The following is a 16,444-nucleotide window of genomic DNA, read 5'->3' as shown; positions in this document are numbered from 1 at the left end:
GGCTATCCCATTATCCTAATCTTATAATACACTGTCTACATTCTGTTAATAGTTTAAATTTATCACTGTTAACTGGTTTATTTACTATCTTATACTCTGACACTCTCTGTCCAAGACTTAATCTATGTAAGCTATTGAACAATATAAAGAGCTAATACATAAAAACATATATAGAAAATTAAATTGTTCCCTTAATTAAACCTACTGCTACACCTAAAATACTGAATTGCTTATTCCCATCTAATATAATTGGTTCATAAGCATCATTTTCTGGTGAAAGTATAACTTCTCTTCCCTTTATACTAAATGTTTTTAAAGTAGCTTCTCCTTCAATTTCTACTGCAACTATATCTTTTGCCTGAGGATATTTTTGTTTATTAATTACAACATGGTCACCATCATTTATATTTTTGTTAACCATAGAATCACCCTTAATTTTTAAGATAAATACATCTTTACTTGCTCTAACCCATTCCTTAGGTAAATAACATTTGCTTTCAACACTATCATTCATAAGAATAGGACTACCAGCTGCAATTTCATTAAATACTGGAATTTCCACAAGATTTTCTGATTTCTCTGTAAAATTATCATCACCAGTATATACTTCTCCTGAATTATCACTATCTACAAAAAATTCATGGCATACTTTTCTACTTAAATCTATATATTTGTTAGTTTCATTATTATTATTCTGTGAATAAGTAGTCTCTAAATAAGTATTTTTTGAAGCATCAATTATGGCATTATTATCAGTTTCTTTTTTATCATTTAATTCTTTATTTAAGCTTATAATTTGACATTCAGATATATAATTGTTCTTAAAATTAGTGCATCTTCCTACCATATTATAACCAAGAGTTTTAAAGTTTCTCTTTTTATTAATCCAGCCTCTATTATTTTCAAGCTTATCTGCATCAACAACAAATATCATGCTGGAATCATCTTTTTCATTATATAACTCCTTTATAAAATCAAGCTGAATTTTTGAAAAATCCTGCATTTCATCAATAATTATATGAGTATATATTTTATTGGCTTTTCTTTTTGCCTCTTTTAAAGCTAAATGTTTTATATCATCTTTATCAATTATATTCAATTCTTTTAAGTTCTTATTATATTGTGTATACACCTTATAGATGATTTCTCTTGCTTTACAATTTCTTCTCAAATTTGTTTTTAGAGAAGTCTGCATGTCATTCTTATTTCTCACAACATTTTGATACTCATCTAAACTTGATATATTACTTTCCTTTATAAATTGAATTTCTTTTTTTATAAATTGAGTATTACTTATATTTAAAATTTCATTACTCACTCTAGTATTTCTTTTTAATGATCCTTTTACTGTATGTATTGCTTTTAACACACAATCATTAATATCACTATCACGACCAATTGTAGAATTAAATTTGTGATTTCTTTTATATTTTTCAAAATAATATAATATAAGTGTATCTATTGAATTTATATTAAGCTTATTAAAATTTTCTTTATGAAAGAAACTACTTTGTACATAGTTATCTTTAACAATATTTTCATAAATAGAAGAAATTTCTTTTAAATAATTATCGTCAAAAGCCACTACAAGCACCTTATCACTTTTTTTAGGTGAATAAGATTGTATAAGGGCAGGAATTCTATTAATAATAGCAGTTGTTTTTCCGCTTCCACCGTTTCCCTTTAATAATTTGTATCCATTTTTTCTGCTCTTTATAAATCTTTTTTGTTCTAAGCTTAACTCCATCATAAATCCTTCCTTATTTCTCCTAAAAAATCCGTTTATTTTCTTATATTTTACTATATTTATTTAATACATGCAAAATATATTTTATAAGTTAATATATATTAATTTCTAAACTATCACTTCATTTATTTGCCATTTTATTATATAAATTGTAAAATATATATTAATTATTAAATATATCTATTAAATATTTAAAATATACATTATCACATAGTACTTTATTGGGGGAATAAAAATGAATATGGAATTTTCAAATAATCTAAAATATTTCCAAACTGGTATATTTAATGTTTTAGATGAGAAAAAAAATGAACTTATTAAAAATGGAAAGAAAGTATTTAACCTATCTGTAGGTACTCCAGACTTTGAGCCAGATGAACATGTAAAAAATGCTTTAATTGAAGCAGCTAAAGACTCAAAAAATTGGAAATATTCTTTAGGCGATATGCCTGAACTTACAAATGCTCTTGCACTATACTATAAGAATAGATTTGGAGTATCTTTAAATAATGATGAAATTATGTCTATATATGGTTCTCAAGAAGGACTTACACATATAGGATTTTCTTTATGCAATAAGGATGACATTGTATTAGCTCCTAATCCAGGATATCCAATCTTTGAAATAGGACCTTATCTTTCTGGCGCTAAAATAGAATACTATCCTTTATTAAAGGAAAATAATTTCTTACCAGACTTAAAAGCTATTCCAGAAGATATATTATTAAAGACAAAATTTATGATAGTATCGTATCCAATGAATCCAGTATGTGCAACTGCACCTTCTGAATTTTATGAAGATTTAATAGCTTTTGCTAAAAAGAATAATATAATAATTGTTCATGATAATGCATATTCAGATATAGTTTATGATGGTAAAATAAGCGGTTCATTCTTGGCTCATGATGGTGCTAAGGATGTAGGTGTTGAATTTTATTCATTATCTAAATCATTTAACATAACTGGGGCTAGAATTTCATTTGTAGTAGGAAATAAAGAAATAATAAAGCATTTTAAAATGCTTCGTTCACAAATTGATTATGGAATATTTACTCCAATTCAATATGCAGCTATAGCAGCATTAACAGGTCCTCAAGATAGTGTAAAAGAACACTGCAAAGAATATGAAAAAAGAAGAAATGCATTATGTAGGGGATTAACAGAAATAGGTTGGAATGTTCCTGATAGTCAAGGAAGTATGTTTGCATGGGCGCCAATCCCAGAAAACTTCAATACTTCAACAGAATTTTGTATGTCATTAATGGAACAAACAGGAGTTATATGTACACCAGGAAGTGCATTTGGATCACTTGGTGAAGGATATGTAAGGTTCGCATTAGTTCTTCCAGTTGAACAGATTAAAGAAGCTGTAAACAGAATTGCTGAAAGTAGCATTTTAAAATAATTAATAAGGAGGATGTGGAGAAATTTATGGAAGTAAATTTCTCTATACCTTCTCTAAGTTCCTTCATTGAAAAATTAGCTGCATTAGCACGTAAACTAAATGCTTCACCACCAAGAAATACAGCATCAGCACCATAAGCTATAGCTATTTTTAAATTTTCAAGATTACCTGCTGGAATCAATAATTCTACTTTTCTCATAATTATCTACCTTTCTTCTTTCTCAAATTATTTTTTAGACCTATTCTTTAATTAACGTCCAACTAGTTAAATAATTAATCCAACTAAAATAAGTCCTATGCTATTAAATTAACATAGGATACGTAATTATAACATCAGCTATTTCTTTCTTAGCATCAAGTATTGGTTGATACCTTGAATGTAAAATAATTTTCTTTAGATTGGTAGAGTGACTATACTAGGCACAAAAAAATAAGGCAGAAGAAAATTGAATTTCTCCTACCATATTAAATTATAAGCATTAATTAATTACATTAGTATAATGCAATACATATACCATTTTCTGCAATTGTATAACCGTCAACTACAGTATTAACAGCCATTTCTCCACTTTCAGTTAAGTAGTAGTTTTCACCATTACTTTTAATCCAACCAGTTTGCATAGCTCCATCTTCATTTAAGAAGTACCATTTGCCATTTAAATTTATCCAACCTGTTTGCATTTTTCCTTCATTATTCATGTGGTACCATGAGTTATTGTAAGCAGCCCATCCTGTTACTTTATCATTACCATTCATTAAGTACCAAGTTCCATTATCATTTATCCAAGAAGCATTTGGATAAGTATTATCTATAACTGTTTGAACTTTTTCAGTTCCAATAATCACATCATTTCCATCATTTTTTACATTATAATTTAATACATCTGATAGGAATGATACTGGTACATAAACATGACCATTATTCATAGTCATATCAAGGTTATTTTCTTGATTGTTTAATGAGTATTTTCCTTCTGCTATATTAACTACAAGCATCATATTATCCTTTCTTAAATAATATGCAGTGCTTACATCCCCCTCTAATCTATCTCCCATTTTTTCGCATATAACATCTAATGGTAAATACACTTGTCCGTCTTTAATTACTATTCCAAAATCAGGGTACTTATCTCCATTTATGTATACTGCTGGATTTATCATAATATTATCAAATGCAGTTCCATCTAAAACATTGCCAGTAGTATTTGTTTCACCAAATATAATTGAATTTCCTTCAAAACTCATGTCATATCCCATTACAGTATCAAAGAATGTGTATGGTGCATAAGTCTTATCTCCTACCACTGTAAATTCACAATTATCTTCAACACCATTTACTTTATATTTATTTTCAGATGGAGTTATAACGATTAATTTATCTGATTTTCTAAGAACATAGGATGCATCATTAGATCCTTCTAAAATATCTCCCATCTTTTGTGAAATAACTTCAAGTGGAAATGCTGCCACACCATTAATTATCTTTATATCATCACCATTTATTTGTTCAGAATTAACAAATACTTCAGGCTTAATAGTAAACCCAGGATCTACATCTTCATTTACTATTGCTTTAGTTAAACCTGTCCCGTAAGCTTCTGCATGAGCTGAAACTACTGGCGTCATCATTAATCCTAATGCCATAAAAAATGGAATTCCTTTGTGTAATTTATTTCTTATCATAATATATTCCTCCTATACTCTAGATTTAAACTCTTTACTATTAGCTTAAATCACCCTTTTATTTCGTCTTTCACTATGTATACAATTGAAAAGCTTAATATGTTGCACAAATAAAAAAATTTTATTAAAAAGATTTAAAAGCATATAATAATTAACTTATATATTTACACCTAAAAGTTATTACTCTAATTTAAATTACCTTTTTATTTAGCTTTTCACTATATATACAACTGACTAACTCATTATGTTGCAAAAAAATTAAAACTTTTTTATCGTTAAGATATAATTATTTTGATTATGTAGGGGATATATTACTATTTTAATAGCATACAGAACTGTTTTTATATATATAAGAATATACGACCTAAAAAGCAAAATTCAATTAACCCTAATGCTTTGTGGATGTACAATATTAAAAGTTACAATTTTGAAGATAACAAACAAAACTACTTTTATACAAAAATTAAAAGACAGCAAATTTATATATGAAATTTGCTGCCTATTATTAAAAATTTTATTTTTTAAAATTATTAACGATACGTTATATAATCTACAACATTACTTATTATTTACATAAGTCAATAATTACTTGTGTAAATATCTTTGCGCTTACAACTAATTCATCAACTACAGCAAATTCATCGTCGCCATGCATTTTGTTGTCTGTTCCTGGTAATGCACATCCAAATGCAACTCCATTTTTAAGATGATGTACGTAAGTACCTCCACCTATAGCTAAGCATTCACCTTTTAATCCAGTGTATTGTTCATAGCATTTTAATAAAGTACGAACAAAATCAGAATCTGCACTTACATGGTGAGCTGGATTTAATTTATCACTATCAGCTGTTCCTAAAGTTAATCCTTCTTTAGCTAAGTTAGCTCTTACTACTTCTGTGAAGTTTTCGTCATTTGCACAGATTGGAGATCTTGAATCAAATGTTCCGCTTAGATGAGTTCCATCATATTCAAACATTGTAAATGCTAGACTTAACTTTCCACTTAATTCATCGCTCATTTTAACACCTAAGTGTTCACCTTCATGATCATTGTGAGCAAATAACTTGCTTACTGAGCATAACTTCTTGAAACCTTCACTATCAGCACACTTCATTGAAGTTACTAATTCTAATATTGCAGTTAATGCATTGTCTCCATTTTCAGGTGTTGAAGCATGAGCACCATTTCCTTTTGCATTTATAACAACAGTACCATTTTCTTCAACAGCTGTAAATTTAACATTTAGCTTGCTTTCAGCATCTGCACAATATTTTTGAACTTCTTCTAATGAGAATCCTTCTACTACTGCTTGTGCTTTATCTGGAACAACATTAGCCTTAACTCCACCTTTAACTGATACTACTCTTGGAAGAGTTTTGTCTTCTGCAAATTCACTTGTGAATTCAGGAGCTAAACGTCCTTTTTCTATATTTATAACTGGAAATTCAGCATCTGGAGAAAAAGTCATTGGAGCTTCTTTTTCAATTGCATAATAATGTTCTATATCAGAACTTCCACATTCTTCATCAGTTCCTAATATAAGTCTTACATTCTTGCTAAGGTCAATTCCTAAATCTTTAACTGCTTTTAATGCATATAAAGCTGCAATTGAAGGTCCCTTATCATCTGCAGATCCTCTTCCATATAATTTCCCATCTTTTATAACTGGTTCATAAGGTTGAGTCACAGTCCATTCATCACTTGCTGGAACTACATCTAAATGTCCTAATATATCTAATCCCTTTTCTTTATCATTAAAATCTACAGTACCTACATAATTATCGTAGTTTTTAGTTTTAAATCCCATGCTGTCTGCTAACTTTAATGCTGCTTCTAAAGCTTTAGCAGGTCCTTCACCAAATGGCATGTTTTCCTTTGGTTCACCTTTATCACTCTTTATTCTTATTAAGTCACATATATCCTTTAACATTTCATCTTTGTGACTATCAAAATACTCTTCAATTTGTTTTTTGTACATTCTGCATACCTACTTTCTCTTTAAAAGTTTAAATATATGTACAGAAATCATAACTAATATATAAATTATAATATCTTTACAAGTATAGTATAATTTATATTTTAATATTTGTTTCTGAATAATACTATATAAGTATATTATATAGTATTATTCAGAAACAAGTGTAACTTAAGTCACTTTTTTATATTTTTTAATTTTAACCCGAAATATTAAACAAAAACTAATAGTTTTTTAATTTAAAGTCATATTTTTGATAACATTATCAATTTTATGTTTATTTAATACTCATACTAATATTAAAAATTTTAATTTGTAATTGTATCATTTTATTAAATTATTATAAAAACTCAGGACTTGAATCACAAAATTCATTCCTGAGTTTTTAATTATTTCTATTTACCTAATAATTTATCAACTACTGCAATAAGCTGTTCTATTTCTGGTTTACTTAATTGAGCATCAGCTTTTACTGATTCTCCTTTATGTCTTAATTCGTCTGTAATTAAAGATGAAAATATAATAACTGGTAGGTTTCTTAATATTTCATCTTCTTTAATTTTTCTTGTTAAAGTAAGTCCATCCATCTGAGGCATTTCAATATCAGTTATAAGCATGTCCACATCTTCTTTAAAATCCTGACCTGATCTTGCTTTAATTCCGCATAAATACTCATATGCCTGCTTACCATCGTTAAATACTGTTAAATTTTTAAAACCTGCTTTTGTTAAAGTATCCTTAAGTAATTTTCTTATTAATGATGAATCATCAGCTAAAATAAGTTTAACATCTGATCTATCCTTATATTCAACTTTTACTAATCTATCTTCACTAATACCAGCACTTGGAGCAATATCGGTAACTATCTTTTCAAAATCAAGCATTATAAGAACTTTATCCTTTAAAAGAATATTTCCTACTGATAAAGAATTTTCAGATAAATCGTCTGGTTTTATTATGTCATCCCATCTTATACGATGAACTCCTACAACATCATCAATATTAAATGCCACCTTAATACGATTGAATTCGCATATAATAACTTTTTTTCCTAACTTAGTAGTAGGTCTCTTTGTTAAAATATATTTTAAGTCTATTAATGTAATTATCTCATTTCTACATAATATTAACCCAGCTATTTCAGGTTTTGGATCTGGAAGTTGTGTTAAGCTATCATATGGCATTTCAATTATTTCTTTTACCTTTACAACGTTAATAGCATATTTGTTATTGTTAGCGATAAATTCAATTACTTCTAATTCACCTGTGCCTGATTCAAGCAATATATTATTATTCATTTTAATTCTCCTCACCATTTTATTTAAACAGTATGTTTTTCTATATTTAAATTATCGACCTAAACAAAAAAAACTATATATACCAATTCTAATTTTTTCTAAAAATTATTTATATCATATTCTAATTATTATGAGAGAAATTTGAACTACCTCGCCCACAAGGAGCGAGGATTCTTTTAACGAAGTTTGATATTTAAGTTTCCACTTGATTAACAAGCAACCCTTATTCGTTGTGGGTGAGTCCAATTACCCTTATCCCTCATAGTATTTACTAAGTCGGGAATACATTTTTCAGCTTTTCTTAGTATATTTAAGCTACCATTAATATCTGCATTTACTATTCCATAGGTACTTTGAAAAAGTCCTCTTGCTATTCTTCTACTTTTATCATAATACTTCTTTGTTATCGGCTCTAAGTCTATAGCACTGCAACCACTTGTATAACTTTCTTCTTGCAATTTGATACTTATGCCATGTAGTTTAGCTTTATAAGTTATTAACTCAACTAATCGTTGTATCGGTATCTGAACAAAAGATTTATTAAAATTCATATTTTGCTTTACACCTTTTAGTTTACCTATAACTATTCTACTTACATTATTTTCAATAGCTTTATCAATTATATTCTTACTTACTTTATGAAGATAATCATTAATATAGTTATTTCTATATCTTCTAAGTTTATTGATTTCTTTAGTATTCTTAAATTTATCTGAACCGACTTTCTTCATTTCTATGCTTTGTAAATAAGATATTCTCTTATTTATATACGAATTTACTGATTTTAATTTTTTACCACAGTAAATATACTGATTAATTCCATCTTTAAAGGTTATAGTAGCTAAATTGTCCAAACCGATATCAATACTCATAACATTATTTGAAGTAGTTTCTACTTCATTTTTATTATAGATTATAATTAAATGCCATACCTTTTGAATTTTATCATAATTAAATCTTGCTTGTTGTAATTCATACCAATTTATAATGTTTTGAAGTTTTTTAGAAACTTCAAAATTAAGACTTTCCACATTAAATAATGATTTTATAGCTTTGGATAATGATAATTTTAATATTCCATCACTATATCTTATAGCAAGATTTGTAAAAATAATTTCGTTTTTATTCTTATCAGTATTTTTAAATTTTGGTGGTCTTGGTAGACCTTTATATTTACTTGGATTTACTCTAAAATCTTTAATACTTGCAAAGTAAGATTTCCAATTTTGTTCTAACACCTTAAACATTTGTTGTCTTGTATGACTATGCAAAAAATCACAATGCCAGTTAGACTTATATTGTTTTTCAATATCATAATAATTTTTAAAACCATTTTCTCTTAAATCATAGTTAATAATATTATATAACTTAGTTGTATGATAACTTAATTCTTCTATTATTTCTAATTGTTTAGAATTAATTTGTGGTTTAAATTTAAAGCATAATTTCATTTTCTCACCTCCTTTACATAGTTATCTATGTATCTATTATATTCTTACATTGTTATGTTGTCAACTATGTGATATAATATATCTAAAATTTAAATCAGAGGTGAGAGTTATGGCTAGGAAAAATGTTAATACAACTATTGATGAAGATTTATATTTAGAAATTAGAATGTTAGCTTTAAAACTAAAAATTAATGCAAATGATTTAATAGAAGAAGGAATGAGATTAGTACTTGAAAGAGAAAAAGAGAAAAATTAGTCATTGTGTATATAATATTAATTATCATATTGTTTTTTGTCCTAAGTATAGGCACTCTATATTTGAAAATGAGTTAGAAAGTGAACTATCAAGAATTTTTAAGGATATAGCCTATAATTATGGATTTGAAGTATTGGAGTATGAAATAATGCCTGACCATATTCACTTATTTGTATCAGCCCCTCCAACTATTGCACCTACTGAAATTGTAAAAATACTAAAAAGCATTAGTGCTAATAGAATCTTTAAAACTTTTCCAAATTTAAAGAAAAGTAAGTTTTGGGGTAGTGGATTATGGAGTAAAGGATATTATGTTGGCACTGCTGGAGCAGTAAGTTCTGAAATTATTGTAAAATATATTCAAAACCAAAAAAGTTAAGGGAGTTAGGTATCGAACCTACTCCCTTAAAATGCTTACATCCACAGGCACAGTGGTTTTACGCATTAATCTATAAAATAATTAACAACAGTAATCTACATTCTCAATATAAGAAAAATATTAATTTAGATTATACATTCTGCTTTTTGAAAAACTTTGATATATCAAGTGCTATATGGGTTTTATATATGGTATACAAAGGACTTCCATTATGGCAAATTGGAATTGTAGAAGGCATATTCCATATTTGCAGCTTTATATTTGAAGTACCTTCTGGTGCAATTGCAGATTTATTTGGACGTAAAAATACTATAATTACAGGACGTATTTTGAGCATATTATCAGCTGTAGTCAACCTTTTTGCTAACAATATATTTATATTCTCATTAAGTTTTGTAATATCAGCTTTAAGCTATAACTTAAATTCAGGATCAGAAGAAGAATTGCATTAGGTATTCACAATATATTTTTTTCTATATTATTTTTTGGAATAATGAATTTTTCAAACTCAGTTTTATATCCAATTCAATCTATCTCGTTAAATGAACTTATTCCATCAGAACAAAGAGCAACTATTATTTCAATAAGCAGTATGATATTTTCATTATCCATGATTATATTTTTCCCACTATGTGGATTTATTGCTGATATGCTCAATCTTCATATAACATTCACAATATTAGGAATAATTCAAATAATACTTATTACAGTATTAGCAAAAAAGATGAATTAAGATTATAATTATATCTTAATTTGTGCTAAATTTAACCATTTTAATAAACTAATTTCTGATTAAATAAAATTCTTAATATTTACATTAATTCTAATACAATCTTAAAAAACAGCTTTGTTACTACACTTAAAAAATAAAATTAGTGATATTTTTTATAGGTGTGTAGGTCTATGTAGGCTATTTCTATAACTTTATATATATACTTTTTTTATTCTTATATAGAAAAGTTATATATATAACTTACATAGACTTACATTATTTCTTCTAAGAAATCGCTTTTTATCCTTAATCCCTTTATATAACTGTCTTTTGAATTTCTAAATCTCTTAAAGTTAGCAGATTCCAAAGCAGTATAGAAGTCTGCTGTACTACGAGTAAATTTATAGGTCTTTACTATATGTTAATGGATAAATACAGTAGTTCCATCTGGAATATTTTCATATATCCACTTTGCATTAGATGTATCAAGCCTTATACATCCATGACTCAAGGCCTGCCCTAATCTACTATCAATTATTTTAACTCCCTTTGAATCATATAATATGGAATGATAATAGTAAGCACCTCTAATTCTAGTAGCATACTTTACTCTATACTTATCTGTTCCAAAGTATGGTTTTCTGCCACTAATATAAAATGTACCAGTTATAGTTGGAGTAGCTGCTTTTCCCACTGTGCTCTTATATTTATACAGCTGTATCCACTTATCATTATTATTATCTTTTTCAAAAACAATCTAAAAGAAACTTGTTACTCTTCCTTTTCTTATGTAATTAACACCTCTCATCTTGAATCTTTCAAGCTGTTTTGAATAATAGAAGTTATATAAATCAATTGCTAAAAATAATCCATCTACTATTCCATACTTTACATCCTTAAGATATAATCCATCTTCCTCTTCTGCTTCAATTTTATCTACTTCATTCATTAATTCTTGAAATTTTTCTTTTCCTTTAATAAGATTTTTCATAATTTCTTCTTCTGAATATCCTTCAAAATTTTTATTTATTATTTCATTGACATATAAAACATATTCTCTATTTAAATCAACATATGCTTCAAAAATTTCTTTTAATTTCATGTGGTTCTACCTCTCAAATTTTTTTATATTAATTATTTTAACATATAAAGATGTTCAATCTACATATTATTTTAGTATTTTCACATTCATATAATAAAGCTATTTTTTTTAATACTTTAAAGTTATTTATAGTCTTTTTTGCATTTTTATCAAAAAAATCTCTAGATTTTTATAAAAAACAAATGTATAATTATAAAAAAATATATACAAATGAGAAGGAGATGTTATATTATGTCATTAATTGGTATTTTAATTATTGTTATTGGGTTCATACTTAAACTAGACACAATTGCAGTAGTAGTTTCTGCTGGACTTATTACTGGTTTAGTTTCAGGTATGGGTATAACTGAAATACTATCAACTTTAGGAAGTGCTTTTATAAATAATAGGACAACCTGTCTGTTCATGCTTACACTTCCTGTAATAGGACTTTGTGAAAGATATGGGTTAAAAGCAAAGGCTATTATGTTAATAAAAAAAGCAAATGGATTATCTACAGGTATTTTATTAAGCGGATATGCATTTATTAGAGAACTTACAATTGCTATGGGAGTTACTTTAGGTGGACATCCTCAATTTGTAAGACCATTAATACAACCTATGGCAGAAGGTGCATCTATCGCGAAATATAAAAAAATTGATGAAAAAGACTGTGATAGAATTAAAGGTTTTTCTGCAGCTGCAGATAATATAGGTAATTTCTTTGGTCAAAACTGTTTTATGGCTAATTCTGGTGTACTTTTAATCGTAGGTACTCTTGAAACTATTGGAATAAGTGCTGATGCACTAAAAATAGCCCAAGCTTCTATCCCTATTGCTATTGCAGCATTTATCTTATGTGTAATTAGAAACATAATGTTAGATAGAAAATTAAACGCTAAATATAATTCAAAATAGTTATAGATAAGGAGATTACATATGGATATAAAAGAAATTTCGAATATTTTATTAGAAGTATTCTATATGATTATAGGATTATATATGGCTTCAACAATGATATTCACATTAAAAGATAAAAATCATAAAACAAGAATTGGTACTGCTCTATTCTGGGGAATTGTTTCCTCTATGTTTATATTTGGTAAATTCATACCATCAGAAATAGTTGGTGGATTAATAGTTGTTATTGCTATTTTATCAGCAACAAAACAAATTAATATGGGTACTTTAAAGCAGCTTGATACTACATTTTCACAATTAAAAGTTGAAAAACTTGGACTTAAAATATTTATACCATCACTTGCTATTGCCTTTTTTGCAATGATTATAGCAACTTTCACAAAGATTCCTGGAACTGTAGCTATAGGTTTATCATCTACAATAGCTTTAATATTAACATTTGTAATTACAAAAGCTAAACCAATAGAATACGTGGAAGATAGTAATAGAATGTTCCAATCAGTTGGAGTTTTCTCAATATTACCACAATTACTTGCTTCTTTAGGAGCATTATTTACTGCTGCTGGAGTTGGTGATGTTATTTCAGGATTAATTTCTGGTTTTATCCCAGAAGGTAACATTTTAGCTGGTGTTATAGCTTACTGTGTAGGTATGGCATTGTTCACTGCTATAATGGGTAATGGCTTTGCAGCATTTTCAGTTATTACTGTTGGTATAGGTGTACCATTTGTATTTGCTCAAGGTGGAGATCCAGTAATATGTTCTGCTTTAGCTCTTACTGCAGGATTCTGTGGAACACTTCTTACACCAATGGCAGCTAACTTTAATATGCTTCCAGCTGCTCTTTTAGAAACTAAGGATAAAAATATAGTAATAAAGGCTCAAGCTCCTCTTGCTATAGTTTTATTATTAATACATATTGTATTAATGTATACATTAGGATTTTAATAAATTATTAGCCGCCTAAACTATTAATTAGTCTGGCGGCTAATATAATATTTGTACATAAATTTAAGTTTGTGTGTAAATATTATATTTTTCATTACGACATATAAAATATGATATAAAAGCTAATTAATATATGTAAAATGATAAATAATTTTAAAAATAGAAAATTTATAAAAGGTAGGAGAATTGAAAATGAAAGTATTAATAACAGGTTTTGATCCATTTGGAGGAGAAAATATAAATCCAGCTTTAGAAGCCGTAAAAAAATTGCCAGACACTGTTGCTGGAGCTGAAGTAATAAAATTAGAAATCCCAACAGTATTTAGAAAATCATTAGAAAAAATTGAAGAAAATATTCAAAAACACAACCCAGATATAGTTATATCTATAGGTCAAGCTGGAGGAAGATTTGGAATAACTCCAGAAAGAGTTGCTATAAACATAGATGATGCAAGAATTCCAGATAATGAAACTAATCAACCAATAGATTTACCAATATACGAAGATGGTGAAAATGCTTATTTCACTACTCTACCTATAAAAGCTATGATAGAAGAAATGAAAAAAGGTCAAATTCCATGTTCAGTATCTAATACAGCAGGAACTTTCGTATGCAATCATGTAATGTACGGAATATTATATATGGCTGCTAAAAAGTACCCAAATATAAAAGGTGGATTTATTCACGTTCCATACATACCAGCTCAAGTTATAGACAAACCAAATATGCCATCAATGTCAATTGATGATATAGCAAAAGGATTAGAATTATGTATTAAGGCTGCAGTTACTAATGAAAGTGACGTAAAAACAGTTGGTGGAGAAATCTGCTAATACTGCTAGTTATACAACTTTAACATATAGGAGATGACTTACAAATGAAGAATATTAATGTTTTTGTTTACGGAAGCTTAAGAGAAGGATTTTTTAACTATGATAAATATTTAAAAGGAAAAGTAGTTTCAATAAAACCTGCAAAACTAGACAACATGGTGGTTTATCATATGCCATATAAGGGATACCCTGCTATTCAACCTGGCGATGGAATAGTTTATGGTGAAATAATGGAAATAAATCCCGAAATATATAATGATACAATAGCTGCCATGGATAAGATGGAGGGTTTTATAAGTGAAAATAATCCTAAAAATGAATACCATAAAACATTATTAGAAGTTGAACACTTAGAAGATGGTTTAAAAGAAAAATGTTATGTTTATTTTTATAATAAAGACATAGATGATAAATTCAAAAATGAAGCTGAATTTATCAATAATGGTGACTGGGTAAAACATATGATAAGTAAATAAAATATACAAAAAGGAGCAATTAAACTACAATATTGCTCCTTTTCTTATTAATAACCCTAATTAATTATATTTATAATTGATGATAATAAGCGAAATAACTCTCCACTATCTTCCACAGCACTTTTTATACTTCTTACCACTTCCGCATGGGCATGGATCATTTCTTCCTACTTTTGTGTTAACAACAATGTTATTTGAATTGTTATTATGTTTATATAAATCACTTGCTGTCCATCCTCTGTTTATCCACTTATGTGTATTATTAGAGAATTTAATGCATAATGCAAGTAATTGTTGAGCTTCACCTAAATTATTATACTTTACTCCTAATAATTCAAGTCTTGCTAGTAATAAATCAATAGTAAATGAATCCATAACACAGTAACTATAAATTGCAATCATTAATTCATTAACAATACTCTTATCATTTACTACTTTCATAAGATATGCATAAAGATCATCATAGTATTTTGTTGGTTTTATGTAATATTCATTACTATACTTTAATAGTTCTTCTTTGTTTGGTATATAATATTCTTTACCTTTTTGTCCTTCAGCAACTTTTTTGTAAGTATCCTCCAGTACACATAAAGCACTACATATTACTTCTACACCATTAAATCCAACTTCTTCGTTAAATATATTGTATTTATGTAAGCAATATTCAAACTCTTCTGAAGTTAGTGGTTGTATACCAGTTCCTTCATTTTGCTTGTTAAATGTATTTATTAATACATTCTTTTCATATATTCCATACAAATTACCGAATGCTCTAATATAATTAAATACTAAAGAGTATCTTGATTTTACAAGATTTACTTCATTCATATCTAAGTTTTTTATAATATCTATAAGTTCATCTGGAATAACACTCTTTACATTTCCATCTCCAATATCATAAATAAAACTTACTCCTATTTGAGAATATCCTAAAGCTATAACTAACTCATCTGCTTCAATGCCAAAGAAGAATTTATCATAATCCCTTCTTTCTTCAAATGCCGCTATATTGCTTATAAGATAATTCTTATCTTGAATTCTTTCAGCAAGAATATCAACTAATTCTTGCTTCTTCATCTTATACACTTTGTTTACTTCGTACTTTTCAGCAAGTTCTTTTAAGTAAGCAACTGTCATATAATTTAAGTTTTCTTTTAAACTCATCTTTATTGGTTTTTTTATTATGTTTTTTAAATTCTGCATGTCAAACAAATCCTTTTCGTATATTTCTAGTCTATTATATAATATTTAATATATAATTGTAATTTTTCTTTTTAA

The 16,444-nt window shown here is 27.3% G+C and carries 17 protein-coding genes and 1 pseudogene; 9 read left to right on the top strand and 9 right to left on the bottom strand.

Going from position 1 to position 16,444, the window contains the following annotated elements; all coding sequences use genetic code 11:
* Nucleotides 1–178: 178 nt before the first annotated feature.
* Nucleotides 179–1,750: a S24 family peptidase gene (locus tag HF850_RS00335; protein ID WP_169103490.1), complete on the bottom strand. Its 1,572-nt coding sequence runs from the start codon at nucleotides 1,748–1,750 to the stop codon at nucleotides 179–181.
* 232 nt (nucleotides 1,751–1,982) lie between these two features.
* Here HF850_RS00335 and HF850_RS00330 point away from each other — a divergent pair, with 232 nt between their 5' ends.
* On the top strand, nucleotides 1,983–3,152 hold the full coding sequence (locus tag HF850_RS00330) for an aminotransferase class I/II-fold pyridoxal phosphate-dependent enzyme (protein ID WP_169103489.1): 1,170 nt from the start codon (nucleotides 1,983–1,985) through the stop codon (nucleotides 3,150–3,152).
* A 40-nt stretch (nucleotides 3,153–3,192) separates the two neighbouring features.
* On the opposite strand, the pseudogene HF850_RS15450 reads toward HF850_RS00330, so the two are convergent.
* The 5 genes and pseudogenes from HF850_RS15450 to HF850_RS00305 all read right to left on the bottom strand — a co-directional run.
* Nucleotides 3,193–3,351: pseudogene (locus HF850_RS15450) on the bottom strand (U32 family peptidase); the annotation flags it as partial.
* 293 nt (nucleotides 3,352–3,644) lie between these two features.
* A complete protein-coding gene (locus tag HF850_RS00320) occupies nucleotides 3,645–4,835 on the bottom strand; it encodes a copper amine oxidase N-terminal domain-containing protein (RefSeq protein ID WP_169103487.1) in 1,191 nt (396 codons plus the stop codon).
* Nucleotides 4,836–5,400: 565 nt separating this feature from the next.
* Nucleotides 5,401–6,813, bottom strand: a complete 1,413-nt coding sequence (pepV, locus tag HF850_RS00315; protein WP_169103486.1) for a dipeptidase PepV — start codon at nucleotides 6,811–6,813, stop codon at nucleotides 5,401–5,403.
* 392 nt (nucleotides 6,814–7,205) lie between these two features.
* Nucleotides 7,206–8,108, bottom strand: coding sequence for a chemotaxis protein (locus HF850_RS00310; RefSeq protein WP_169103485.1), 903 nt, complete (start codon nucleotides 8,106–8,108; stop codon nucleotides 7,206–7,208).
* A 209-nt stretch (nucleotides 8,109–8,317) separates the two neighbouring features.
* Nucleotides 8,318–9,559 carry an RNA-guided endonuclease TnpB family protein gene (locus HF850_RS00305; RefSeq protein WP_169103484.1) on the bottom strand — a complete coding sequence of 414 codons (1,242 nt, stop codon included), beginning with the start codon at nucleotides 9,557–9,559 and terminating at the stop codon, nucleotides 8,318–8,320.
* Between the two features lie 109 nt (nucleotides 9,560–9,668).
* Here HF850_RS00305 and HF850_RS00300 point away from each other — a divergent pair, with 109 nt between their 5' ends.
* From HF850_RS00300 to HF850_RS15440, 4 genes are all read left to right on the top strand, one after another.
* Nucleotides 9,669–9,815: a hypothetical protein gene (locus tag HF850_RS00300; protein ID WP_169103483.1), complete on the top strand. Its 147-nt coding sequence runs from the start codon at nucleotides 9,669–9,671 to the stop codon at nucleotides 9,813–9,815.
* Complete coding sequence (tnpA, locus tag HF850_RS00295; RefSeq protein WP_169103482.1) at nucleotides 9,790–10,194, top strand: IS200/IS605 family transposase; 405 nt, start codon at nucleotides 9,790–9,792, stop codon at nucleotides 10,192–10,194. The genes HF850_RS00300 and tnpA overlap by 26 nt, the downstream gene beginning before the upstream one ends.
* A 188-nt stretch (nucleotides 10,195–10,382) precedes the next feature.
* Nucleotides 10,383–10,646, top strand: coding sequence for a hypothetical protein (locus HF850_RS15445; protein WP_206151543.1), 264 nt, complete (start codon nucleotides 10,383–10,385; stop codon nucleotides 10,644–10,646).
* 41 nt (nucleotides 10,647–10,687) lie between these two features.
* Nucleotides 10,688–10,927, top strand: coding sequence for an MFS transporter (locus HF850_RS15440; RefSeq protein ID WP_206151542.1), 240 nt, complete (start codon nucleotides 10,688–10,690; stop codon nucleotides 10,925–10,927).
* Nucleotides 10,928–11,327: 400 nt separating this feature from the next.
* On the opposite strand, the gene HF850_RS00285 is transcribed toward HF850_RS15440, so the two are convergent.
* Both HF850_RS00285 and HF850_RS00280 read right to left on the bottom strand, forming a co-directional pair.
* Complete coding sequence (locus HF850_RS00285; protein WP_206151550.1) at nucleotides 11,328–11,621, bottom strand: L,D-transpeptidase; 294 nt, start codon at nucleotides 11,619–11,621, stop codon at nucleotides 11,328–11,330.
* Between the two features lie 42 nt (nucleotides 11,622–11,663).
* A complete protein-coding gene (locus HF850_RS00280; protein ID WP_169103481.1) occupies nucleotides 11,664–12,008 on the bottom strand; it encodes a hypothetical protein in 345 nt (114 codons plus the stop codon).
* Nucleotides 12,009–12,239: 231 nt separating this feature from the next.
* Here HF850_RS00280 and HF850_RS00275 point away from each other — a divergent pair, with 231 nt between their 5' ends.
* The 4 genes from HF850_RS00275 (at nucleotide 12,240) to HF850_RS00260 (ending at nucleotide 15,166) form a co-directional block, all read left to right on the top strand.
* Nucleotides 12,240–12,905, top strand: coding sequence for a DUF969 domain-containing protein (locus HF850_RS00275; RefSeq protein WP_169103480.1), 666 nt, complete (start codon nucleotides 12,240–12,242; stop codon nucleotides 12,903–12,905).
* A gap of 21 nt (nucleotides 12,906–12,926) precedes the next feature.
* Nucleotides 12,927–13,856 (top strand): DUF979 domain-containing protein, encoded by a 930-nt coding sequence (locus HF850_RS00270; RefSeq protein ID WP_169103479.1) that lies wholly within the window; start codon nucleotides 12,927–12,929, stop codon nucleotides 13,854–13,856.
* Nucleotides 13,857–14,048: 192 nt separating this feature from the next.
* On the top strand, nucleotides 14,049–14,690 hold the full coding sequence (gene pcp, locus HF850_RS00265) for a pyroglutamyl-peptidase I (RefSeq protein WP_169103478.1): 642 nt from the start codon (nucleotides 14,049–14,051) through the stop codon (nucleotides 14,688–14,690).
* A 44-nt stretch (nucleotides 14,691–14,734) separates the two neighbouring features.
* Entirely contained in the window at nucleotides 14,735–15,166 is a 432-nt protein-coding gene (locus HF850_RS00260) for a gamma-glutamylcyclotransferase family protein (RefSeq protein WP_169103477.1), read from the top strand.
* Between the two features lie 105 nt (nucleotides 15,167–15,271).
* On the opposite strand, the gene HF850_RS00255 is transcribed toward HF850_RS00260, so the two are convergent.
* The gene (locus tag HF850_RS00255) at nucleotides 15,272–16,369 is read right to left on the bottom strand and encodes an SEC-C metal-binding domain-containing protein (RefSeq protein WP_169103476.1); all 1,098 of its coding nucleotides are present in this window, start codon (nucleotides 16,367–16,369) and stop codon (nucleotides 15,272–15,274) included.
* Nucleotides 16,370–16,444: the final 75 nt, after the last annotated feature.

The organism is Clostridium sp. SM-530-WT-3G, from assembly GCF_012843905.1.
Taxonomy (GTDB): Bacteria; Bacillota; Clostridia; order Clostridiales; family Clostridiaceae; genus Clostridium.
The sequence above is the reverse complement of the archived record's forward strand: the minus strand, read 5'-3'. Positions and strand labels throughout refer to the sequence as shown.